This window comes from Novosphingobium sediminicola (genome assembly GCF_014196525.1).
Classification (GTDB): domain Bacteria; phylum Pseudomonadota; class Alphaproteobacteria; order Sphingomonadales; family Sphingomonadaceae; genus Novosphingobium; species Novosphingobium sediminicola.
In genome coordinates, this window is sequence record NZ_JACIDX010000016.1 from 79162 (window position 1) to 102488 (window position 23327).

Consider the following 23327-nt stretch of genomic DNA (forward strand, 5'->3'; position numbering starts at 1 on the left):
CAGATGGTTAACGCCTTTTTAAATGCATTGAGCGCAATTTGAACCTGAGGCCGGGAATCGTCCGGGCCGAGGGATCACGAAGATGGCACATACGGGTACGGCCACGCTCGCAATCGCCGAACTGCGCGAATTTGCCGGTTTTACGCCTTGCGAGCAGCGTTACATCAAGCGCAGCCTCGATGTGGGGCTGGGGCGTCAGGACGCTTTCAAGCTGTGGGCGCGCGATTCGGCGGAAAACGCCAGCATCCGCAGCCAGTACGTGATCTATCAGGAATTGAAGGCCTTGCGCGGCGAAAAACCCTGCGAGACCAATCTCGATGCGCTGGAAAGCTTTCTGGGCAAGCTGGTGCGTCTGACCGCTTTCGATCTGGCGCAGGAAAAGATCACCGGCTTTTCGGCCTATCGCTTCTTGTATGAGCGCCTGCTGGGCGCCGATGTGCGGCCCTGGTTGCCCTCGGCTTTCTGCGCGGCCGCGGCGCTGCCCCAGATCCGCCCCGAACGGCGCAAGAAGCTGTTGCAATCGATCAGCGAGGCGGCGGCCACTGCGCCGGGCTGGTCCACGCGCGAACCGGCCTTCTATCCCGAGTGGGTGGATAAGGAAGCGGCCTGATCGCCGCGTATACATTCGTTGCGATAAAAGGTTAAGAATTGGCGCGAAGGGCGATCCCTTCGCGCCTTTTTCTATGCCCGCCGCGCGCCTTTTCAGGAGGCAAAACAAAAGGCGCGGAAAAAGGGATTGGCCCTTTCCCGCGCCCTTGCCTGAGCTGTCGGCTAATTGTGCCGGCCTAATTATGCAGGAGCGTATTCGCCCAGCAGCTTGCGGGCCATTTCGCGCACTTCGGCGCCCATGTCCTCGCGCTGCAGCGCCAGAGCCAGCGTGGCCTCGACAAAGCCGACCTTCGAGCCGCAGTCATAGCGCTTGCCCTCAAAGGTCACGGCGTGGAACGGCTGGTGGCCGATCATCTGCGCCATGGCGTCGGTCAACTGGATTTCGCCGCCAGCGCCCTTGCCCTGCGTTTCCAGCACGGTCATCACTTCGGGCTGAAGGATATAGCGGCCCGAAATAATCAGGTTCGAAGGCGCCGCCTCCACCTTGGGCTTTTCGACAAGGCCGGTCACCTCGGTCAGATCGCCCTCGGACTTGCCCGGCGCGATCACGCCATAGGACGACACTTCGTCACGCGGCACTTCGAGCACCGAGATCAGATTGCCGCCGGTCTTGTGATAGGCCTCGACCATCTGCTTCATGCAGCCCTTCTTGCCGATCATCAGCTCGTCGGGCAGGAAGATGGCGAAGGGTTCATTGCCGATCACGGCGCGCGCGCACCAGATCGCGTGGCCCAGGCCCATCGGCACCTGCTGACGCACAGTGACCAGATTGCCCGGCTTGATCCGGGTGGGTTCGAGCACGTCGAGCGACTTGCCGCGCCCTTCCATTGTGGCTTCGAGTTCAAAGGCTGTGTCGAAATGTTCGACGATGGCGGTTTTGCCGCGGCCGGTCACAAAGATCAGCTGCTCGATGCCCGCTTCGCGCGCTTCATCGACGGCATACTGGATCAAAGGACGATCGACGATAGGCAGCATTTCCTTGGGGATAGCCTTGGTCGCGGGCAAAAAGCGCGTCCCAAGGCCTGCCACTGGAAATACCGCCTTGCGGACGGGCTTGATTTCACGCGAATGCATCATCATCTCTCGCTTTCGTTCCCGACTTCTTAGCCGAATTAGCTGTAGGTTTACCTAAAATACAAGTTCTACAACTTGGTTAATTTTTTCGACCTGCCTATTCGCAATCCGCCCCCAGCCTTTCACAATCCGCCCCCAGCCTTTCACAATCCGCCCCCAGCCTTTCACAATCCGCCCATTGCCGACAGCACAAATGGCTCCTAAACGGTGGCGTATGGACAAAATCATCATTCGCGGTGGCAAGCGACTTTCCGGAGCCATTCCGGTGTCGGGAGCCAAGAATTCGGCCCTCACCCTGCTGCCTTGTGCGCTGCTGACCGAGGAACCCCTGACCCTGCGCAATCTGCCGCGTCTGGCCGACGTGGACGGGTTCCAGCACTTGTTGAACCAGTTCGGCGTTTCTACGTCCATCGCGGGGACAAGGCCAGAGGATTTTGGTCGAGTCATGACCCTTCAGGCCACGCGCCTGACCAGCACGACCGCGCCTTATGAGCTGGTGCGCAAGATGCGCGCCTCGATTCTGGTGCTGGGCCCCTTGCTGGCCCGCGCGGGCGAGGCGACCGTGTCGCTGCCCGGCGGCTGCGCCATCGGCAATCGCCCGATCGACCTGCATTTGAAGGTTTTGGAGGCATTCGGGGCCACCATCGAGCTGACCTCGGGTTATGTCCGCGCGATTGCGCCCGATGGCGGGCTGCCCGGCGGGCGCTATGCCTTCCCGGTGGTTTCGGTGGGCGCGACGGAAAATGCGCTGATGGCGGCCAGCATGGCCAATGGCACCTGCCGCCTGCACAATGCCGCGCGCGAACCCGAAATCGTCGATCTGTGCAATCTGCTGGTGGCGATGGGCGCCCAGATTGAGGGCATCGGCACTTCGGAACTCACCATTCACGGTGTCAAGCGCCTGCATGGTGCAACCTATCAGGTTATGCCGGACCGTATCGAAGCCGGCTCCTATGCCTGCGCCGCCGCGATCACCGGGGGCGAGGTCGAATTGCTGGGCGCGCGCGCCGATGAAATGGACGCAACGCTGGCCGCGCTGCGCGAGGCGGGCGTGCATATCGAACCGCGCAAAGACAGCATTTTCGTGGCCGCCAATGGCCCGATCCGCCCCGTTACCGTTTCAACCGCGCCCTATCCCGGTTTCGCCACCGACATGCAGGCCCAGTTGATGGCCATGCTGACCCGTGCCGAGGGCACCAGCGTGCTGACCGAAACGATCTTTGAAAACCGCTATATGCACGTGCCGGAACTGACCCGCATGGGCGCGCGGATCGAGACCAAGGGTCGTGTGGCCATCGTCCATGGCGTGCCGCGTCTGACGGGGGCCGAAGTGATGGCGACCGACCTGCGCGCTTCGATGAGTCTGGTGATTGCAGGGCTCGCCGCCGAAGGGCAGACCACGGTCCACCGCCTCTATCACCTTGATCGCGGCTATGAGCGGCTGGAAGAGAAATTCGCTCTGCTGGGCGCCGAAATCGAGCGCGTCGGCGGCGATTGAGTTAAGGACCCGGCGGTTTTTGGATCGCCGGGTCAAACCTGTATTATCGGCGCGCCTCGACATAGCGGCAGCGCTTTTTCGCGGTGATCGTGCGGTCAATCGCGCGGCCCGCAAAGGCGCCGCCCACCGCGCCCGCCACCAATCCGACCGGACCGCCCAGCGCGGCATGACCCACCAGCGCGCCACCCGCGCCGCCCGCGATCAGACCCGCAGTGCCGCTCGACTTGCGGCAAACTTTGACCACGCGCTTGGCAGGGCGGGCTTCGGCCATCACGGGCGCTGCCACCACCGCCAGCGCCGAGGATATGGCGATCAACTTGATGAAATTCGGCATAAGGCATCTCCTGTTTTGACTTGGCTGGCGCCATAAAGCGCCAACCAAGTTCAACTCAAGATGAACGGTTTTTGCGACGAACTGTTCCTGAACGTTAAGGTTTGACCGGCGTTTCTACATCGCGGCACCGCTGCTTGGCGGTCAGCGTGCGCTCAAGGGCCTGTCCGGCAAAGGCGCCCGCGGCCGCACCGCCTGCCGTGCCCAGAATACCGTTGTCGATCACCTTGTTGCCCAGCACCGCACCCAAGGCCGCGCCCGCCACGGCCCCTGTGGTCGAACTGGTAGTGTCGCAAACCCGCGTTTTCTGCATGACCGGCGCGGGAGCGGGGGCCGGTGCGGGCGCAGGGGCGCTGGCCGCGACAACCGGCTTGTGCTTGACGACCTTCTTCTTGGTCGCGGCCAAGGCAGGCTGGCTGCAAAGCGCGAAAGCGAGCAGGGCGAGGCTCGAAATCCTGTGAATCTTGCGCATGAAAAATCCCCCTCCGTTTCACCCGTCATCGCAAAATTACGGAAATGCCGAAGGCCTCCGAAGCGATGGCTATGGTTAATCCCAGTATTTTAGCCTAGGGCAGACCGTGTATCAACCGCGACGAACGGTTGTGTCACCAGCCAAATTCTTACCGCCCCGGCCAGACCCGGAGGCGTTTCGCAGGCAATTCTTTCCGCATCGATTCGCGCCACCAGCGTATTCACCGAGACGCCTTCACGCGCGGCCGCCTCCCGCAGCATGTCCCAGAACAGGGGTTCAAGGCTGATTGAGGTCTTGTGCCCGGCAATCTCGACCGAGCGTTTGACGGGGGGGTGATAGGGCGGGGTGCGCATGGGGGGAGTGTAGAGGTGGAGGAGGGGAAGGGATAGGTGCCTCCGGCGGGCGTTTTATGCCTCCGGCGGGCAAAGGGACTCGTCCCTTTGCAATCCCGTTAATGGGGGACTGCCAGAGGGCATAGGGTGTGTTTGGGGTGATGTTTGAAAGCCTGCGGCGCGGGGGAGTTATCCCTGTTTGCGCCGCAGGTTTTATAAATCATTGCGTTCGGCACCCGAGCTCGAGCCCATCGCGGAACAAAGGCAGTATCGGGAGCCACGAGAGGCTAGCCCCTAGTGATATCACCTGCCTTAAAAAAACGCGGGCCTTTCGACCCGCGCCCCTTCGATCACGCAAACGGCGATCCGATCAATACATATGCTGCCCGCCGTTGATGCTCATGGTCGAGCCGGTGACGAAGCCTGCGTCCTCGCTGCACAGGAAAGCCACGCCGCGTGCGATTTCCTCGGCATGGCCAAGGCGGCCCACCGGGATCTTGGCAACGATCTTTTCCAGCACCGGGGCGGGCACGGCGGCCACCATTTCGGTGTCGATATAGCCGGGCGCGATGGCGTTGACGGTCACGCCGAACTTGGCGCCTTCCTGGGCCAGCGCCTTGGTGAAGCCGTGGATGCCCGATTTGGCGGCGGCATAGTTGACCTGGCCATACTGACCCGCCTGACCGTTGATCGAGCCGATGTTGACGATGCGGCCCCAACCGCGTTCGCGCATGCCGGGGAAGGTGGCCTTGGCCATGTTGAAGCAGCCGCCAAGGTTGACGCGGATCACTTCGTTCCAGTTTTCGAAGGTCATGCGGTGCAGCACGCCGTCGCGCGTGATGCCGGCATTGTTGACTACCACATCGACCGGGCCCAGATCGGCCTCGACCTGCGCCACACCGGCAAGGGTGGCTTCATGATCGCCCACGTCCCATTTATAGGCGGCGATGCCGGTCGCCTCGGTAAAGGCTTTGGCCTTTTCATCATTGCCCGCATAATTGGCGGCAACCGTATATCCCAGATCCTTGAGTGCGAGACTGATCGCCTCGCCAATGCCCCGCGTACCACCTGTAACGATTGCCACTCGCGTCATGCATTTCCTCCAAAAGATGTTGGCCAGAGAACATCCAAGTCACAAGTGCTATCGGCGCAATGCGACAGTGGCAAGTAAGTTGGCGGCGCGTTTCGCGCAAAAACTGCGCAGTTTAGCGCAAGAGTGGAGGTAAATTGCGATATATGCTGCATATGCGAAGTAAATTTACAAATTACGCATTTGCAGCATTGGATGGGTCACGTACAATTCGGGCGCAATTACGTGATTTCGCGCGCCAATTGTCGGTCAAATAGCACTGGGCGGATCAGAATCGGAATTGCGTACCGACAAAGACGGCCTGACTGTCCGACTTGGTGTCATTGGTGGGCTTCAATCGGTCGCGGTCCTGGGAATAGCGCACGCCCGCCGTCACGTCGAAATTGCGCGTGACGCGATAGGACCCGCCCACATCGACGCTTTGTTCGCCAAAGCTTTCCAGCGTGCGCGGCGCGCGGCCCGCCCTTTCGCGGTCGACCAGTTGAATATGGGGCGCCAGCCGCGAATCGCTGCCGCTCTCGACGCGGGGAAAGGCCGAGAGGTCGGGCATTTCATGCTTGGCATGATCGTTGCCGGGCAGCGAATAGGTCGATGTCAGCGACGAAAAGCTCTGATACCCGCGCGACAGGCCAAGATTATAGGCATTGGGCGCCACGCGCGTATTGGGTCCGGCCGGGGCAATGCGCTGGGCTGGGCCGCGCACGACAATCGCCCGCGCGGTTTCGGCATCCACCCGCACCGCCACCGTCACCGACCGGTCAGGCCGCGTGGCCAGCCCCGCCGGGGTGAAATGAAACAGCGCTTCCTTGCCCTGCATGAACTGGGCCTGCTGGCGCGCGGCCATGGCGCGGGCGGCGCGCGGGTCCAGTTCGCTGGACGAGAAATTGCCCTGATCGGCGCCGGAATCGGCGCTTTCGGCGACGGTTTCAAACCGCGTCGAAAAGGCCAGCACCGCGCTGGGCAACGCGAGCAGCCCGACAGCCCCGGCCATTACCAGAGCGGGCATCGAACTGCGCGGGGCGGAAGAAAGAATGGCCTGCATCATCGTCGCTTACATCGGGGCCGGATTCCTTTCCGGCATCGGATATTCCATACACCTCAAATTGTAAGCGCGCCATGATGAACCTTGGCTGCACGCCATTCTCATGTTCAGCCAAGGTTCACGCCGTCGCTGGCCAAGAAAGAAGCGTGCCCAACGCCCCTTGTCGCGCGCTTTTTGGCGGTTATAGAGACTTGCCAACCGATGCGCGCGCGCTGTGCGGGCAGGATGGCGACGAACCAGTTTTTTTGGGACCCAAGCATTTGGGTTTTTTGGACGGAAAGTGCAGAACCGATGATGGCCAGCAAGGCTCCTGCCCGTAAGTTGATCAGCCCGATGCTGCGTGGGGGCGCGGTGGCCCTGGCCCTGCTGGCGCTGGGCGGGTGCAAGGTCGGCAATATGCGCGTGCATAATCCGATCCATATCAAGCATCACCGCGTCACCCGCACCACGCTGACGCTGCCGCCCTCGAACCTGACCACGATCGGCGTGAATGCCTATCTGTGGCGCGCGGCGCTCGATTCGGTGTCCTTCATGCCCCTGCTGCAAAGCGATGCGAACAGCGGCGTGATCGTCACCGACTGGTATTCGAACCCGTCGAATCCGGGCGAGCGGATGAAGCTGACGATTGCGATCCTCGACAAGGATCTGCGTACCGATGCGCTGCGCGTGAGCGCCTCGCGTCAGGTGTCGAAGGACGGGTTCTGGACCGATGCGCCGGTGGCCGCCGCCACGGTTCAGCGGTTGGAGGACGTGATCCTGACCAAGGCGCGCGATCTGCGTCAGGCCACGCTGATCAAGTAAACATCAATTCTGACCGTTTGCCTCCCGCCTTGCCCCCGTACCGGCAAGTCGGGGGGCTTTCTGGTATAAAGGGCATGAGCAATGAGTGAGCGTTTCGATTCCAGTGTTGCCGATGGCAAGTGGCAGCGCGTGTGGGACGAGAAGCAGAGCTTCCGGGCCGATGACAAGAGCGCCAAGCCGCGTTCCTATGTCCTGGAAATGTTTCCCTATCCTTCGGGACGCATCCATATCGGCCATGTGCGCAATTACACAATGGGCGATGTGCTGGCCCGTTATAAGAAGATGCAGGGCTTTGAAGTGCTGCATCCGATGGGCTGGGACGCGTTCGGCATGCCCGCCGAAAATGCCGCGATGGAAAAGGGCGTTCACCCCGGCGGATGGACCCGCGACAATATCGCCAATATGAAGGCGCAGTTGAAGCGCCTTGGCTTCGCGCTCGACTGGAGCCGCGAACTGGCGACCTGCGAGCCGGAATATTACGGTCAGGAACAGTCGCTTTTCGTGGACCTCTATGCGGCGGGCCTGGTCTATCGCAAGGAATCGACGGTCAACTGGGACCCGGTCGATAACACCGTTCTGGCCAATGAACAGGTGATCGATGGGCGCGGCTGGCGTTCGGGCGCGCTCGTGGAAAAGCGCAAGCTGAACCAGTGGTTTTTGAAGATCACCGACTTTGCCGACGAATTGCTCGAAGGTTTGGACGGGCTTGAGCATTGGCCCGAAAAGGTCAAGCTGATGCAGGAAAACTGGATCGGCAAATCGCAGGGATTGCAGTTCAAGTTTCAGGGTGACGCAGAGGTCGAGGTCTATTCGACCCGCCCCGACACTTTGTTCGGCGCCAGCTTTGTCGCCATCGCCGCCGATCATCCGATTGCCCAGAAGCTGGCGGTGGATAATGCGCAAGTCGCCGATTTCATCGCGCTGTGCAAGCAGGGCGGGACAACCGCGGCTGAGCTGGAAACGGCGGAAAAGCTGGGGTTTGACACCGGCCTGCGTGTGGCGCATCCGCTCGACGCTTCGTGGCAATTGCCGGTCTATATCGCCAATTTCGTGCTGATGGATTATGGCACGGGCGCGGTCTTCGGCTGCCCCGCGCATGACCAGCGCGACATTGATTTCGCCCGCAAATATGGCCTGCCCGTCACGCGCGTGGTGGCCGATGGTGAGAATACCACCGCCGTTTTTGAGGGCAATGAGGCCTATACGGGCGCGGGCACTCTGGTGAACTCGGGCTTCCTCAACGGCATGGAAGTCGAGGCCGCCAAGGCCGCCGTCATCGCCAAGGCTGAGGCAGAAGGCTGGGGCGAGGGCAAGACCGTGTGGCGCCTGCGCGACTGGGGCGTTTCGCGCCAGCGCTATTGGGGCACGCCGATCCCCTTCATCCATTGCGAGGTCTGCGGCGTGGTGCCGGTGCCCAAAAAGCACCTGCCCGTGACCCTGCCCGAGGATGTGACCTTTGACGTGCCCGGCAACCCGCTGGACCGCCATCCCACATGGAAGCATGTCGATTGCCCGCAATGCGGCCACGCGGCGCGGCGCGAAACCGATACGCTCGACACTTTCGTGGACAGCTCGTGGTACTTCCTGCGCTTTGCCAGCCAGCCTGACGATGCGCCGTTTGACCCGGCCGAAATCGCGCGCTGGCTGCCGGTGGGGCAGTATATCGGCGGGATCGAACATGCGATCCTCCACCTGCTTTATGCTCGCTTCTGGACCCGCGCTCTGGCCCGCATCGGCAAGATCGACGTGACCGAACCCTTCGCCAGCCTGTTCACACAGGGCATGGTGACGCATGAAACATACAGCCGCGTCGATCCCGGCAATGGTCAGCCGATCTGGTATGCGCCCAGCGACATTACTCGTACCGGCGAAGGCGCGACGCTGAAGGCTGATGGCGCTCCGGTCGAAATTGGCCGCGTCATCAAGATGTCGAAGTCCAAGAAGAACGTGGTGGACCCCGACGAGATCGTCGCCACCTATGGCGCCGACGCGATCCGCTGGTTCATGCTGTCCGACAGCCCGCCCGAGCGCGATCTGCCGTGGAGCGAGGCTGGCATCGAGGGCTGCGCGCGCTTCGTGCAGCGCCTGTGGCGTTTGTTTGGCCAATATGACGCCGCCGCAACCGGCGAGGACAAGGCGGTGGACCGCAAGGCCCACCAGACCGTCCATGCCATTGCCGCCGATATTGAGGCGCTCAGCTTCAACAAGGCCGTGGCGCGCATTTACGAACTGACCGGCGTTGTCGAAAAGGCCGCGCCCAGCGCCAGCCGCAGCGCCGCGATCAAGGCGGTCCTGCTGCTGATCGCGCCGATGATGCCGCATCTGGCCGAAGAGGCCTGGGCTTCGATTTCCGAGGGCCTGATTGCCGATGCCGCATGGCCTGCGGTCGATCCTGCGCTGCTGGTCGATGATGAGGTGACCATTGCGGTTCAGGTCAAGGGCAAGCTGCGCGATACGCTGACCGTGGCCAAGGGGACCGCGAAAGAAGAGCTGGAAGCGCTGGCCTTGGCGTCCGAAAAGGTGCAGCGTGCGCTCGAAGGGGCTGCGATCAAGAAAGTGATCGTGGTGCCCGATCGCCTCGTCAATCTGGTGGTCTGATATGCGTCCTTTCCTGCCCCTGTGTCTTTTGGCCATGCTGCCCGCCTTGCAGGGCTGCGCTTTGCAACCGCTCTATGCGGGCGGGGCGCAGGCCGGTGTGGCGCAGGGGCTGGGGTCGATCTCGGTCTCGCCCATTCAGGGCAAGGCCGGGTGGCTGATGCATAATGCGCTGGTCGATCAGCTTGGCACGGCGCCCGAGGGTACCACGCCGCGCTATCGGCTGGAGGTCCGGCTCGACGATCAGTTGCTGGGTCTGGGCTTGCTGTCGAACAACACGGTGGGGCGAGAACGGCGCATCCTGCGCGCGCGCTATCAGTTGATTGATGCGGCCAGCGGGGCAATCCTGCTGGACGCCACGGCGGGGTCGGATGCGGGCATGGATGTTGTCTCGTCCGAATATGCAACGGTGGCGGCCGAGCAGACCGCATTGGAGAACCTGACGCGCGTTGTGGCTGGGCGAATCGTAACCAATCTGGCCGTTAAGCTGCGCGCGAGGCAATGAAAGCCACCCAGCGCGACTTTGGCTCGATGGCGCCCAGAGCGGCGCAGACCATGCGCGTCTTCTTCCTTTGCGGCACCGATGACGCCAGCGTGCAGGACGCGGCCTTTCGCATCGCCTCCTTGCTGCCCGATGCGGGCGAGCGGGTGGAGTTTACCGGGGCCGAGCTGAAGCGCGATCCGGTGCGGCTGGGCGATGAGGCGCGCTCGACATCCTTGTTTGGTGATACGCGCCATATCTGGGTACGATGTTCGGGCGACGAGGCGCATGATGCGGTCGAAAACCTGATCTCCAGCGATGTGACGCCCTGTCCGGTCATCATTCAGGCCGCCAATGCCAGCGACAAGTCGCGCACGGCCAAGTTGCTGGAAAAGCGCGATGATGCGCTGGTGGCAATGTTCTATCCGCCCGATCTGGCCTCGGTCACGGCCTCGGTGCGCCAGATGGCCGATGCGGCCGGGGCGCCGATGGATCGCGAGTTGGCCCAGCGTATCGCGGCTGCGGTAGGATTGGATACGCGCCTGGCGGCCTCTGAAGTTACCAAGTTGGCGCTTTATCTGGATGCCACCCCGGAAAGGCCGCGTCCGGCCACGCTGGAGGCCTTCGAAGCGGTGGGGGCCAAAACCGAAGAGGATGGGTTCACCACATTGGTGAATACTGTCCTGAATGGGGACAGCGGCAGGCTGAAGGCTGAGTTGCGCCGCATGGCTGAACTGGAGCTTAATCCGGTTGGCCTGCTGCTCGCTTTTGAGCGGCGTGTTGCCCAATTGGCACAATTGGCCGGGCGACTCGGAACCAACCCGGATATTTCCGTCTTTATGGAGGGCGAGAAGGCATCGAGACGGGTTTTTTTCAAAGATGTTCCGGACCTTAGCCGCCAGTTGCGGATCTGGCGTGGCCGCCCTCTTGCCCGACTCGCCCAGCGCCTGATGGCTCTCCACCGCAGCCTGATGGTCAATAACCAGACAGCAGAATTGCTGCTTGCTCAAGAGCTTGCGGAAATTGCCCGCTATGCCAAATCCCGTTGCTAGACGCTGTTTTGTTTAACCTTTTCGGAAAGCATTAGAGATCCGAGTTGAGGTTCAATGAATTTTTAATTTTGCTGCAATGCAGCGGTGTGTTAGTGCTTTTACTTAGGGTGACAAGACCGGAAGTGTTGGGGCCTAGCGCTCGTCACGAACCGGCGTTGATGCGGCAAAGTTAGCAGGGTGGAGCAAGCATGAACGCGCCAGTAGCACGTGTGTCCGGTTCGTTGCGCAAACGGGCCAAGGCAAGAGTAAAAGCATTGCGTATGCCGCTGATGCCTTCGTTGCAGCAGCGTCGTCTTCAATGCTACCTGACATTTATGTTGGGCGATGTTCTGGCGATTTTCGCAGGATTTGCGATTGCCGGTTATTTGCGCGCCGAAACTTTCACCGGCGCCACGGCGATGCTGTCGCAGCTGGTTCTGCCGGTCTATCTTACCATTGCGCTGTATAACGACGCCTATTCCATCGAATCCCTGCGCAGCACCAGCCATAGCGCGACCCGCTCTTTACTGGCGCTGGGCCTGTCGGCGGCCACGGTTACCTTCGTAACCTTTTACGCGCGCTCGACCGACAATTATTCGCGCATGGTGTTTACCGTCGGCGTGGTGGTGTCGGCGCTGTTCGTGCTGGTCAACCGCGTGGCGATGCGGCGCTTTGTGCGCTGGCGCTGCGGCGTGTCGGTGATCAACCAGCTGGTGATCGACGATGGCGGGCCCGATATTACCCTGCACGGCGCTTTTCACGTTTCGGCGCAGAGCTTTGCTTTGGCTCCGGTGCTCGATGATCCCCATGCGCTGGACCGGATCGGGATGATTATCCGCAATGCCGATCGTGTGGTGATCAGCTCGGTGCCTGAGCGGCGCGCGAACTGGTCGATCATCCTGAAGGGCGCGAATGTCGCGGGCGAAGTGGTCGATGACACCGTGCTCGAACTCTCGGCGCAGGGCGCCCGGATCGCCAATGGGCATGGGCTGCTGCTGGTTTCGGTGGGGCCGATGGGCTTGCGCGACAGGTTGCAGAAGCGGATGCTCGACGCCTTTGTCGCCGGTTCGGCTTTGTTTTTGCTGTCGCCGATCCTGTTGCTCGTCGCGTTGGCGATCAAGCTGGAGGATGGCGGGCCGGTCTTTTTCATCCAGCGCCGCGTGGGCCGGGGCAACCGTTTCTTTCCGATCTTCAAGTTCCGCAGCATGAGCGTGAACAAGATCGGCCAGAATGGGACCCAGTCGGCGGCCAGGGATGATAAGCGGATTACGCGCGTCGGCAAAATTATCCGTTCGACCAGTGTCGATGAATTGCCGCAACTTATCAACGTTCTGCGTGGTGATATGAGCCTTGTTGGCCCTCGCCCGCACGCCACTGGCTCGACGGCCGGGGGTAAGTTGTTCTGGGAGGTCGATCCGCGCTATTGGGAGCGTCATGCGCTCAAGCCCGGTCTGACGGGGCTGGCCCAGATTCGCGGCTATCGCGGGGCGACCGACCGCGAGGAGGATTTGACCGACCGGCTCTATGCCGATCTGGAATATCTCCATGGATGGTCGCTTTGGCGCGACATCTGGATTATGTTGATGACGCTTCGTGTAGTAGTTCATGACAGGGCGTTTTGATCCGTCAGATCTGTGTGTTTCTAGATATGGGCTATGGGCTCAGCACAGGTTAGCGAACCCATCAGTGTCTGGATCACACCCTTTCTTTCGACTGGTCGGGACGTGATCGTGGGGGCTCTTGCCCGAGATGTTTTTATCAATGGCGCAAAGGATTGGAGTCTCGCAGGTGTTGATGTGTTTGCCAAAGATGCAAACACAAGGCTCGCAGCCTAATGCGCAGGCTGTTCTACTTTAGAGCTGGCTACAAAGGTTGCTGAACAATACCAATATGTTGTGATTTATACCGTTCTGCGAGATGGAGTAAATCAGGGCATGGACTGGTATCGCCCGCGCAGGAGCATAGCCGAAAAGCATTGTGCTATTCCGGTGATATGGCGGACCAGGAGTGGCAGTCAGCAGCGCCGCTTATCTTTGCGGCCAAGCGGGGGGGGCGTTGAACAACGAATACGCGCGAAGTCCTGAACGTCTTGCTCTGTATCGCGGCGAGCGGTTGCGTCTGGCGGCTTCTGTCCTTATGCTTGCCGCTGATTTTGATAGTTCAGCGCTTTTTACGCTTGGCGCAATGTGGGGCCACGGATGCGAAGAACACAGTGTCGGTCATGAACCTACGTGAAACGAAGTTCGGCGCGCCTAGATCCAGGGGCGCGCAGCGAGCCCAAGTGCCAGTGTGATCGACAGTCAGTCGGTGAAAAACACCAAAAGCGGTGGCTCATGCGACTATGATGCGGGCAAAAAGTTCAAAGGCCGTAAGCGCCACATCCTGACCGATACCTGCGGGTTCCTTATCTCAACCCTCGTGCACACCGCCGATGTTCAGGACCGCGATTGCGCCGTCGACGTCCTCAAAGCCGTACGGAGGGTGCTTTCCCTGGCTACGCCATGTCTTTGCCGATGGTGGTGGTGCGGGAGACAAGTTCCGTGATGCCATCGCCGGAGCGGACACCGGATTATCGAGATCATCAAGCGGTTAGGCAAGACCAAGGGCTTCCGGGGCACCCCGCGTCGGTGATTTGTCGAACGAGCCTTCCCACGGCTCGGCCGATGCGGCCGCGTAGTCAAGGATTGGGAAGCAGCCATCGCCTCGGCCTGCGCAACGGCAGCATCCATCCGCACGCTCACCTGCGGAACCGCAAGAAATTGCCATACTTGCCAGCCTTCCGAGGCAGCCGTCTGGCGATTGCTCACAGATTTGAAAAGTGGCTTGCGGGATGCAATGATCGATTATGGCAGGGGAAATCGCTAGATGGTCATGCACCTGCGGGTGGCCGCGTTAACTGCCAAATTGCGCCGGAGGGTGTGGCGCGAAAAGCCATTTCCGACTTGCGCTTGCCGCCGTTATCTTCATAAGGGTCCCTATGATTGACGTGTCGCGCGCGAGATCCCGTCCGGCCATACTTCGTATGTATGATCAGGCTGTCGATCTTCTGTCCTTGGCGGGGCTTATCGGCATGATTGGGACAACGATCTACTGTATTGGTATAAGAGTGCATTATGAGCGTTCCTACGCGGCCGCACTTTTAATTGCTCTGATTGGTCTATTGGTGATGCTGATCGCATGGGCCCAGCAGGTGATCGCTGCGCGCGATCTGGCGACATGGCGCGAGATGGTCGAATGGCAGATCCGGGCAGCCCGACGCAGAGCGGAGCAGGAAGCCGACGGCGTGGAAGAGCATGATCGCTACTTTGAATGTCTGGTCGGCGCGTTGATTTCCGATATGCAATCGGCAGCGAAGGACATCCCCAATCCATGATAGAGCCATCGGACAGCCAGCTTGGCGAATCCCGCGCCCGGGTTTTGTCGCATTGGATCGCGTCATGCTTCGGTTTTTCGCTTAACCGCCTTTTGCCGCTGGTGCTGGAATGGCCTGCCCCCACGCCCAATGAGGTTTTCCCGCGCTGGTGGGTGCTGCTTGGCTCTGCTGGGCTGGCCTCAATACTCACCGTGATATTCAACTCCAATCTTCCTGTGACCGCGCGTGAATTGATGAAAAGTGCGGCGATGGGTTTCGCCATTTGTGCCATTTTTAAGATTTTTGGTTTAATCGGATGACGGGCATGGCTTCTTTTGGTGTTGAGATTGGGCTAGAATGGCTTTTGCCATGTCCGGATGATTTCCGCAGCCGGGTCGAAGGTCTGCTCACATCGGCGGCGCGTGGTGCCGATCTTAGGGCTCTGAGTTGTTATGGGCTGGGACCAAATCAACTCAACCGGTTGGCCAAGGTGGTTGACGGTTTTCAACATCAAGGGAGCGACCTCTCGCCGCTTTCGCCCTTCCGTCTGGGAGTGATGGGAAGTGGCACGCTCGACCTGTTGGTTCCGCAACTAGTGGGTAGCGCCCTGCGTCACGGTATCAATCTGAAATGCGTGAGCGCGCCTTTCGGCCAGATTGCCCAGCAGGCTTTCGATCCTGCCTCGACCCTTAATAAGGGGCATTGCGATGCGGTTCTGCTTGCGCTGGGCCACCGCGACTTGCCGCTCTCTCAGGCGGGGGAGACCGAGGGGTATGACTCAGTAGCGGCGTCGCTCGATTTTGTGCGCGGCCTACGTAACGCCTTGCGCGAACATGGCGGCGCGGTGGTCATTGTCCAGACGCTGCCGGAGCCTAATGAGCCCTTATTTGGCCATTTTGACGCTCGCCACTCAGCCTCTCTGCTTGCAAGGGTGCGTGCCTTTAATCAAGCGTTAATAGCTGAAATCGCTGATAGCGTCGATATTTTGCTTGATGTTGCTGCGATTGCCCACACTGTAGGTACGGGTAACTGGTTTTCTTTGGCCGAGTGGAATTTGGCCAAATTGCCCGTCTCGATGGCTTGTCAGCCGCTTTATGCCGACCACGTTGCCCGTGTTATCGGTGCGATGCGCGGTCAGGCACGGCGCTGTCTGGTGCTCGATCTGGACAATACACTGTGGAGCGGGATCATCGGTGATGATGGTCTGGATGGCATACGGTTGGGTCAAGGCGACCCGGTGGGCGAAGCGCATCTTGCAGTGCAGCATTATGCTCTAGCACTTTATCATCGAGGCGTCGTTCTTGCCGTCTGTTCAAAAAATGAGGAAGGCACCGCCCGGCAGGTGTTTCGTGAACACCCCGATATGATCCTGCGTGAAGAGCATATCGCGGTGTTTCAGGCCAATTGGAGTGACAAAGCCAGTAACATCCGTGCTATTGCCCAGGAGCTTTCATTAGGTCTCTCTTCCTTTGTCTTTTTGGATGACAATCCGGCCGAGCGGGCCGCTGTGCGTCAGCACTTGCCCGAAGTAGCTGTGCCGGAGCTTCCCGAAGATTCCTCTTTTTATACCCGCGTGCTGGCTGCGGCAGGCTATTTTGAGGCCATTGGTTTTTCTGCTGAAGATGCTGCGCGTACCGCCTTTTATCGCGACAATGCCCGGCGCGTGCAATTACAGGAAGCAAGCGACGATCTCGACAGCTATCTCGCTTCGCTCGACATGGAAATCCATTTTGCCCCCTTCGACAGTGTTGGGCGCGAAAGAATTGTTCAGCTTATCAACAAGAGCAACCAGTTCAATTTGACTACGCGGCGTTACACTGTGGTCGAGGTCGATGCTATGATCAAAGATCCGGCCCATGCCACGCTTCAGGTGCGATTGAAGGATCGTTTTGGTGACAATGGCATGATCAGTACCATTGTACTGCGCGAAGATCCATTATCTGGTGCGCCCGATACTTGGCAGATCGATTTGTGGTTGATGAGTTGCCGAGTCCTTGGACGGCGGGTCGAGGATGCGGTACTAAACGAGATGTGCCGTTTGGCACGTGCGCGCGGCATCCGTTGGCTCGAAGGGATCTATATCCCCAGTGATCGCAATATGATGGTGCGCGATCACTATGCTCGGTTGGGATTCGAAGCATTGGGTGCACAAGAGACTGGCGAAACCCGGTGGCGCTGGGCCACCGATAAATTAAGACCAGAAGCCCCCATGCGCATTCTCAATGGCCAGTCAGTTGGGTCCAGACTCGATTGATCTGCCCGCCTAAAGGTCCCTTATTCTGATGTAGAGACTGCCAACGAGTGATCTGATACCAATCTCTGGCTGATCATCACGGATACTCTAACGCGAAGCGATCCAGTTTTGCGGGATCAGATCATGAAGCGTCTGGCGTTATTATGGAATTTGCTTAATTCATTTATGCTTATGGGAAAAATAGTCGCCATAGGATCCGCCAAAATGGCAGAGCCTTTGCATTGGCTGCATAATTTTCAATGTTCTTGATGAAATCCTCCGGTGCGGAAGGTGGGAGGATGTTTTTACCAGCCAGTAGATCTACCCGGTCGAGCAATTCCATCAGATGGATTTCGTCGCGTGCCGCATAAATACCGGGCAAATCACCGAATCTTGTAATGGTCGAGATTTGGTGCCCATTGCGGTGTTCATGGCGTCGATGGTCACGGCCCAGAATGATGATGGGTTTGCCTAGCTCGAGTGCGTTGATGATCGAGCCGATCCCTGCATGGGAAACCATCAATGAGCATTGTGCTTGAAGTTTGCGGAACCGATCCGGTTCAAAAAATGCACAACTTTTCATTGCCGTCGGGCGATAATTCGATGGCCCGATCTGGGCAATCACTTCAACCTCCGGGTGCCGGGACGCCCATTGATCAACGGCTTCTACCAAGCGATCGAAGGGTAATTGTGTTCCAACGGATAAAAGGATCATATGATACGACCCATGTAACATATATTGTGTTTTGGGTCGGCAAGATGTTCCCATTGGGTGAGGCGCAGGTCGGCAAAACACTTGGCAATTTTGCCGCTCAAGGAAAGCTCCTCACTGTTGGCGATACTATCGGTCCATATCGTCGTTGCACCTAGAATTTTGCCCACCAGTAGTGCGATCACTCCAGGCGCGGCACCGGTCGTAATCACGACATCGGGCTGAAAGGAGCGAAGGGCTCTATAGATTCCGAAAACCGATTTAAATAGCAGATAAATCGTATCTCGCGATCCATCTGAAATTTGAACCACAGGACGATCTCCCACCGGCGCTGCCAAGCCCGACGCTGTGCTGATGAATAGACATTCATAATCCATGAACGCACCAGCAAAACGGGTGAGTTCGATCCAATGTCCGCCAGCCGAAGCTATCAGGGCGACCCGCTTGGACCGAGTGGGCGAATGCTGGGTTGAATAATGCGGCGGGATCACCTGTTCGTTGCTCCGGTCAGGTCTGGATCCGTCCTTTGGATCTGATCATTGGTTTGACGGGGCTTCAAATTATGCCATTCACGGCGCTCTTGCATTGGTCCCCCACCCTGCACTCACAATCAGAGATAGCCTAGTCGATAGTCCAGTCAACTTGCAAATGGATTTGTCCCGAAACGACTTATTGTCTATGCCGTTTCGGCACACGCCATCTTGCAGGAGCGGGAGGGAGATCATTTGCACGCGTAGGATTGGGATCGAATAAAGATGCAGTTTCCCCGCAGAAAGCCCTCTTTGCCATCGACTGATCGGGGAGATCGGATTTACGCAGTTGGAGATATTCACGGGCGTTTCGATTTGCTGCTAGAGGTGATGGCAAAGATTGCGGAGCACAACGCTGGACTCAAGCCCAGCTCATCTCTGCACATCATCTTTCTGGGCGATCTGATTGATCGCGGGCCAGACAGCCTCAAGGTATTGGAATATCTGTATGATGCGCAGCGCAAGGTCGCGGGTATTATCGTGTTGCAGGGGAATCACGAAGAAATCTTGCTTAAGGTTCTCGATGGTGATTTGCGGATTTTCCGTAATTGGCTATCTTATGGTGGGGCGCAGATGCTCCAGAGCCTTGGCATAGCGCCGCCGGACCCAGATGGCGATCTTGACGCCTGCCTTTCGGAACTGCGTCGGACCATGCCTCCTTCGCTGATGAACTGGATCCGGCGTTTGCCCAATACGGCATCATCCGGCGATTATTTCTTCTGTCATGCTGGGGTGCGGCCCGGCGTGCCGCTCAAGAGGCAGGCGAAGGAAGACTTGTTGTGGATTCGAGAAGGTTTTCTTGAGGATAATTCAAATTTCGGCGCGGTTGTGGTTCATGGCCATACGATTAATCCGCAAGTAGAGATCCGCCGCAATCGAATCGGGATCGATACTGGCGCCTATATGAGTGGCATTTTGACCGCGCTTTATCTTGAGGGTGATCAGCGCGAGGTGCTTCAGGTGAAGGAAGTGTAGGAAAAAAATGCATTTCCCTTCTGCAGTGCTTGCTGCAGTGCGGCGAGAAAGTGTCGAGCCGTCAATTGACAGGTCAACAGGTAATTGCTAAAGAGATCCGCATATTTCGATTAGAATTTTTGCTTGGAAAGCTCAGGAGTTTTGCACATGCTGAAAAAGGCAGTTGCCGTAACGGCTGCTCTGATTGTTTTGGCGACCACGCAGAACGCGATGGCTAAGGATGTTCGCCCTTCCGCTGTGACGCTTAAGCCTGTTGCTGCTGCTTCGGCTGAAACGCCTGCTCCGGCTCGTGTTCGTGTTGCCAAGCGCAATGATATTTTTGGCGTGCCAGGCCTTTCCGGACTTGGTCTTGCTTTGAGCGGGGTTATCGTTACAGCGGGTATTATTGTGGCGGCCTCCTCTGGCGGCAGTCCGAGCTAATTATTTTTACGAATGATTAGGAAGGTCGTCAGTTTTCTGGCGGCCTTTTTTCTTGCCTGTCGTTGTTTTTCTCACCAACTGCAAGAATGCCTTGCAAATAAACCTGCCTACGTTTCATCTTTTGCTCGCGTGAAGTATTTCCTTTGGAAGCAAGTATGGTGATTTTTTTGAGCACGTTTAGCCCGGCTTCAGGCCTATATCCGGCGTTGCGCAAAACTATTGTGGCGATTAGATCGGCTTTGGATTCCTGGCTAATCTTCAAGGGTATGACCTTAATAAGACACTTTGGGGCTGCTAGGTTGCCCTTGATCGCTGCAACTTGATTGAGCAGATTGTGACTCATTTCATGTGCGATCACAAAGGCGACTTCGTCGTCGCTGGTAAGATAGGGTAATAAGTCCGCGCCAATCACGCTGTTGCGCCCGTCGCTCCAGGCATCAATGCCCCCCGCCTGCTCGACCTGCACGTGCCCAGCACAGCCGATGGGAGCGACAAGCGTAATCCCCACTGTAGTACCCTGTCGCTGCACCGCCAATTTTTGGGCCCCTTCCTGCAAACGCTTCGCAAGCCATAGCTCTAACGCTTCCGTCCTTGCGGAACTGGCTTTTTTTCTGATGAGATTGCCATATAGTGTTGAGGTTGGTGTTGATCCAACTGATAGGATCCTATCCCCGCCGAGTAGCCCCGCCCGTTCGGCCGCAGTGCCTGGCACTACTGCCAGAACACCTAAATCATTGCCTAGAGCATATCGTCTCTCAATAGTCGGGCGTGCGGCGAGATTGTAGCTTGCGATGTCGTGCAGCATCATGCCTGTAACAGGTTCGGTTTGCGGACAGCATTCCAAATTGGTCAACGCAAGGCGATTATAGATACCCTTTGCCAGAAGATCTTGCTGCATAGGAGAAAGCTCGCTTCTTTCCAACGGCATGGCGGCGAGCAGAAGCGATTCGTGGCCCGTCGGTAAGTTACACATTGCGAAGAGCCATGACCCAGCTAGGAACGACTTTCGCAAAGTTCCGTTACGGACATGGCATAAATGAAGTGTGGCAGGGCGAGTCATATCTTAGCATCCCTACTTAAGCGCTAAGCGGCAAGGCATTATCGCGCGGAGATCATCTAATGCGCAGGAGAGCGGAGAGAATCGCATGAGGCTGATCAACTACGCGGCGAGCTGGCGTAAAACCCTATCCGATAGTCTGATCTTGGTATTTGTCGGGGCATCTCTGATGCTGGGCGGGGCGGGGCGTAACCATCCATTGCTGGAAACAGTTCTGCAATTGTTGGCGCTGGCGGTGCTGTTTCGTGTTATGGTCGCGCCGAACCGACCACTTTTGCAAGGTGCTTTACGCGGCCTTGTACTGGTTGCGGCTGCTGCGGCAGGATGGTTTGCTTTGCAAATGCTACCTTTGCCTCCTTCACTATGGCAGACCTTGCCGGAAAGAGCGATACCCGCACAGATCGATGCGGCGATCGGATGGTCGGTCTGGCGCCCGTTCAGTCTGACGCCCGATGTGACGGGGGCCTATATTTTGGCACTCCTGCCGCCGCTGGCGGCGGTGATGGGCGGCGTTCTGCTGCGTGATGACGAGCGTAAAAGGTTGCTGGCGCTGATTGCGGCGCTGGCGCTGGCGATGGCGCTACTTGGAATTCTTCAGCTCGCTTCTGGAGGTGAAAGTCTGTTGCTGCCCTTTAAAACGACACATGATAAATTCGGCATCGGGTTATTCGTTAATCGTAATCATCAGGCATGTTTTCTGCTGATGGCTATGCCACTGACCCTAACAATTGCGCGGTCAGCTCGAGACGCAGTGTGGCGCTGGGCGGGTTTTGCGACTTTGGTGATGCTTGCATTGGGCGTCGTGGCGACGGCATCGCGGACTGGACTATTTCTGCTTCCCATTGTCGGATGCAGTCTGTTGTATCAGGTTGGTACGCTGTATAACCGCACAGGATTGAGAGCTGCCTTACTCGCAATGGTCGGTTTTGCAGCGCTGGTCTGGTTTACGCCAGCCTTCCAGTTAGTCCTAGCGCGCTTTTCTATCGTCGCCGATGACAGTCGTCTGGATTATTGGAACAATACATTGTATTTATTGGGGAAAATATTCCCATCGGGCGGCGGCGGCGGGAGCTACCGACAGATTTATGCCGCATCCGAGCCACTGGCGCAGGTGCAGGTCGAATATGTTGAGCATGCGCATAACGACTACTTGGAATGGCTGCTTGAAATGGGCTGGCCGGGGATTGTGGTGATGCTGGCGCTGCTGATCGTCGTGGTCGTGGGCTTTCGTCAGATGGTGATGCATCATGCCGGGGATAGTAACCGCGTGGCTATGGCTCAGGCAGGGTTGATTGGTTTGCTCGTTCTGATGGCATGCAGCATGACCGATTTCCCCCTGCGTATGCCTGCGCTGGCGGTTTTGGGCGGCGTGATGTTGGCTTTGATCATGCCGGCATCTTTTCAGCCGCCTCGCCCGCGAGCAAGAATATCTGTAGCACTGGCGGCCGGTATGGGGTTGCTGCTGGCGGTCCCAGTGATACTCGTGGGTGGAGCTAAGTATGCATTATATAATAATAAAAGTGGTTTATCTGTTCGTCTTGCGCCATGGATCGCTTCTGCGTGGAGCTCCTATGCCACGCAGCGCCAGCTTGCTGGAGACTCTCTGCAGGCCCAGGCCTTTGCTTTGCATGCTCTGCGTATCGAGCCGATGGATGCTGAAGCGATCAGCAATTTAGCAATAGCGCGCCTACGCGCGGGCAATACAGCAGGAGCGGCGGCGGTGATGCTGGCGGGCGCGCAGTTGGGATGGCGCGATCCAATAGTTCAGGCTTGGCTGGTCGATCAGGGAATAGCTCAAGAGCGGTATGATATAACGGCGCACGGGCTTAATGCATTGCTGCGAATTCATGCGCCGTCCGATCGTCCTTTCGCCATGTTGAACATGCTGCTGCAGAAGCCCGGCGGGCGCGCTGCGCTGGTCGAAACTCTGGCCGAGCGTCCCGGCTGGCGGGTGGGATTTCTCAACTACCTGGCCAAAGATGTGTCTGAAGAGTTTGACGCCATCGAGGTGCTGCTGATCGATCTTGCGCGGGCGGGCGCGCCGGTCAATGAAGATGAGACGGCCTTGATGCGCTGGAGCGCCGCTGACAAGGGTGATTTCCGCAAAGTTGCCCGCCTGTGGAAACTAGGGGGAGGGCAGGGGCTTGTCGGCCATCCTGAATTCAATATGCGAGGTGGACCTTTACCCCCAGTTGCAGCCCCCATGGTGTGGCGCGCGCCGCCTTTACCGGGAGTCAGTATTAATCTCGACCAGCTTTCGGGCGCCCAGCTTGCAAACGGGGTGACGATTGCCAGCGACGGTGTCGCTAGCGGGGTAGTGCTGGCGCAGACGTTGGCTTTACCGCAAGGACGTTACAGGGTGACACTGCGAATGAGCCAGTGGGATGGGCCTGACAATGCGAATCTCTCGCTTCGGCTGACCTGCCGTGGAGGGGAAGCCCTTGCTTTGCCTTTATTATGGCGCGACGAAGGTGATAAAGCGCAAACTGGGCAGAGCTATTTTTCGGTCGACTCCCAGTGCGACGGTCAGGATTTGGCTCTAGTACTTAGCTCTTCGCAAGGGCAGCATTTAGCTTATTCCGTTAAGTTTTTGCGAGTTGACACGGTCGCCGATCGTGGTGCAAGTGCACACTAGATTTCCAGCTGTTGCTGAAATCTTGAAATATGCTCATGTCGGCAACATCAGGATTAA

At 58.4% G+C, this 23327-nt stretch carries 23 protein-coding genes and 1 pseudogene; 14 read left to right on the top strand and 10 right to left on the bottom strand.

The window, feature by feature from the left end:
• Positions 1 to 82 precede the first annotated feature (82 nt).
• Positions 83 to 610, top strand: a complete 528-nt coding sequence (locus GGR38_RS18600; RefSeq protein WP_172340128.1) for a hypothetical protein — start codon at positions 83 to 85, stop codon at positions 608 to 610.
• Between the two features lie 179 nt (positions 611 to 789).
• Here GGR38_RS18600 and galU read toward each other — a convergent pair whose 3' ends face one another.
• A complete protein-coding gene (gene galU, locus GGR38_RS18605; protein WP_183627644.1) occupies positions 790 to 1686 on the bottom strand; it encodes a UTP--glucose-1-phosphate uridylyltransferase GalU in 897 nt (298 codons plus the stop codon).
• A 211-nt stretch (positions 1687 to 1897) separates the two neighbouring features.
• Between galU and murA the strand changes: the two genes are divergently transcribed.
• A complete protein-coding gene (murA, locus tag GGR38_RS18610) occupies positions 1898 to 3181 on the top strand; it encodes a UDP-N-acetylglucosamine 1-carboxyvinyltransferase (RefSeq protein WP_168603348.1) in 1284 nt (427 codons plus the stop codon).
• Positions 3182 to 3224: 43 nt separating this feature from the next.
• Here the strand turns inward: murA and GGR38_RS18615 are convergent, their stop codons facing one another.
• The 6 genes from GGR38_RS18615 to GGR38_RS18640 all read right to left on the bottom strand — a co-directional run bounded on the left by GGR38_RS18615 (position 3225) and on the right by GGR38_RS18640 (position 6753).
• Complete coding sequence (locus GGR38_RS18615) at positions 3225 to 3515, bottom strand: hypothetical protein (protein ID WP_183627645.1); 291 nt, start codon at positions 3513 to 3515, stop codon at positions 3225 to 3227.
• Positions 3516 to 3609: 94 nt separating this feature from the next.
• Positions 3610 to 3984 (bottom strand): glycine zipper 2TM domain-containing protein, encoded by a 375-nt coding sequence (locus tag GGR38_RS24265; RefSeq protein ID WP_183627646.1) that lies wholly within the window; start codon positions 3982 to 3984, stop codon positions 3610 to 3612.
• Between the two features lie 89 nt (positions 3985 to 4073).
• The gene (locus GGR38_RS18625) at positions 4074 to 4337 is read right to left on the bottom strand and encodes a ribbon-helix-helix domain-containing protein (RefSeq protein WP_183627647.1); all 264 of its coding nucleotides are present in this window, start codon (positions 4335 to 4337) and stop codon (positions 4074 to 4076) included.
• A 349-nt stretch (positions 4338 to 4686) separates the two neighbouring features.
• Positions 4687 to 5409 (bottom strand): acetoacetyl-CoA reductase, encoded by a 723-nt coding sequence (phbB, locus tag GGR38_RS18630; RefSeq protein WP_168603351.1) that lies wholly within the window; start codon positions 5407 to 5409, stop codon positions 4687 to 4689.
• A 265-nt stretch (positions 5410 to 5674) separates the two neighbouring features.
• Positions 5675 to 6448, bottom strand: coding sequence for a hypothetical protein (locus tag GGR38_RS18635; RefSeq protein ID WP_183627648.1), 774 nt, complete (start codon positions 6446 to 6448; stop codon positions 5675 to 5677).
• 107 nt (positions 6449 to 6555) lie between these two features.
• Positions 6556 to 6753, bottom strand: coding sequence for a hypothetical protein (locus GGR38_RS18640; RefSeq protein WP_183627649.1), 198 nt, complete (start codon positions 6751 to 6753; stop codon positions 6556 to 6558).
• Between GGR38_RS18640 and GGR38_RS18645 the strand changes: the two genes are divergently transcribed.
• The 9 genes and pseudogenes from GGR38_RS18645 (at position 6740) to GGR38_RS18685 (ending at position 16962) form a co-directional block, all read left to right on the top strand.
• Positions 6740 to 7249: a DUF3576 domain-containing protein gene (locus tag GGR38_RS18645; RefSeq protein WP_246404991.1), complete on the top strand. Its 510-nt coding sequence runs from the start codon at positions 6740 to 6742 to the stop codon at positions 7247 to 7249. The two genes, GGR38_RS18640 and GGR38_RS18645, sit on opposite strands and share 14 nt — an antisense overlap.
• Positions 7250 to 7330: 81 nt before the next feature.
• A complete protein-coding gene (gene leuS, locus GGR38_RS18650; RefSeq protein WP_183627650.1) occupies positions 7331 to 9847 on the top strand; it encodes a leucine--tRNA ligase in 2517 nt (838 codons plus the stop codon).
• Position 9848: 1 nt separating this feature from the next.
• Entirely contained in the window at positions 9849 to 10349 is a 501-nt protein-coding gene (gene lptE, locus GGR38_RS18655) for an LPS assembly lipoprotein LptE (RefSeq protein WP_183627651.1), read from the top strand.
• Positions 10346 to 11377 carry a DNA polymerase III subunit delta gene (gene holA, locus GGR38_RS18660; protein ID WP_183627652.1) on the top strand — a complete coding sequence of 344 codons (1032 nt, stop codon included), beginning with the start codon at positions 10346 to 10348 and terminating at the stop codon, positions 11375 to 11377. Before lptE ends, holA begins: the two co-directional genes overlap by 4 nt.
• A gap of 314 nt (positions 11378 to 11691) precedes the next feature.
• Complete coding sequence (locus tag GGR38_RS18665; RefSeq protein WP_246404993.1) at positions 11692 to 12978, top strand: sugar transferase; 1287 nt, start codon at positions 11692 to 11694, stop codon at positions 12976 to 12978.
• Positions 12979 to 13282: 304 nt separating this feature from the next.
• Positions 13283 to 14122 (top strand): annotated as a pseudogene (locus GGR38_RS18670) (IS5 family transposase); the annotation flags it as partial.
• 211 nt (positions 14123 to 14333) lie between these two features.
• Positions 14334 to 14729: a hypothetical protein gene (locus GGR38_RS18675; RefSeq protein ID WP_183627654.1), complete on the top strand. Its 396-nt coding sequence runs from the start codon at positions 14334 to 14336 to the stop codon at positions 14727 to 14729.
• The gene (locus GGR38_RS18680) at positions 14726 to 15028 is read left to right on the top strand and encodes a hypothetical protein (RefSeq protein WP_183627655.1); all 303 of its coding nucleotides are present in this window, start codon (positions 14726 to 14728) and stop codon (positions 15026 to 15028) included. Before GGR38_RS18675 ends, GGR38_RS18680 begins: the two co-directional genes overlap by 4 nt.
• A 5-nt stretch (positions 15029 to 15033) precedes the next feature.
• Positions 15034 to 16962 carry an HAD-IIIC family phosphatase gene (locus GGR38_RS18685; protein ID WP_183627656.1) on the top strand — a complete coding sequence of 643 codons (1929 nt, stop codon included), beginning with the start codon at positions 15034 to 15036 and terminating at the stop codon, positions 16960 to 16962.
• A 169-nt stretch (positions 16963 to 17131) separates the two neighbouring features.
• Here the strand turns inward: GGR38_RS18685 and GGR38_RS18690 are convergent, their stop codons facing one another.
• Complete coding sequence (locus GGR38_RS18690; RefSeq protein WP_183627657.1) at positions 17132 to 17656, bottom strand: glycosyltransferase; 525 nt, start codon at positions 17654 to 17656, stop codon at positions 17132 to 17134.
• Positions 17653 to 18144: a hypothetical protein gene (locus GGR38_RS18695; protein ID WP_221227153.1), complete on the bottom strand. Its 492-nt coding sequence runs from the start codon at positions 18142 to 18144 to the stop codon at positions 17653 to 17655. Before GGR38_RS18695 ends, GGR38_RS18690 begins: the two co-directional genes overlap by 4 nt.
• Before the next feature lie 264 nt (positions 18145 to 18408).
• Here GGR38_RS18695 and GGR38_RS18700 point away from each other — a divergent pair, with 264 nt between their 5' ends.
• The gene (locus GGR38_RS18700; protein ID WP_246404996.1) at positions 18409 to 19158 is read left to right on the top strand and encodes a metallophosphoesterase family protein; all 750 of its coding nucleotides are present in this window, start codon (positions 18409 to 18411) and stop codon (positions 19156 to 19158) included.
• A gap of 147 nt (positions 19159 to 19305) precedes the next feature.
• Positions 19306 to 19578, top strand: coding sequence for a hypothetical protein (locus GGR38_RS18705; RefSeq protein ID WP_183627658.1), 273 nt, complete (start codon positions 19306 to 19308; stop codon positions 19576 to 19578).
• 28 nt (positions 19579 to 19606) lie between these two features.
• Here GGR38_RS18705 and GGR38_RS18710 read toward each other — a convergent pair whose 3' ends face one another.
• The gene (locus GGR38_RS18710) at positions 19607 to 20638 is read right to left on the bottom strand and encodes a PDZ domain-containing protein (RefSeq protein WP_183627659.1); all 1032 of its coding nucleotides are present in this window, start codon (positions 20636 to 20638) and stop codon (positions 19607 to 19609) included.
• 85 nt (positions 20639 to 20723) lie between these two features.
• Here GGR38_RS18710 and GGR38_RS18715 point away from each other — a divergent pair, with 85 nt between their 5' ends.
• Positions 20724 to 23270, top strand: a complete 2547-nt coding sequence (locus GGR38_RS18715; protein ID WP_183627660.1) for an O-antigen ligase family protein — start codon at positions 20724 to 20726, stop codon at positions 23268 to 23270.
• Positions 23271 to 23327 lie beyond the last annotated feature (57 nt).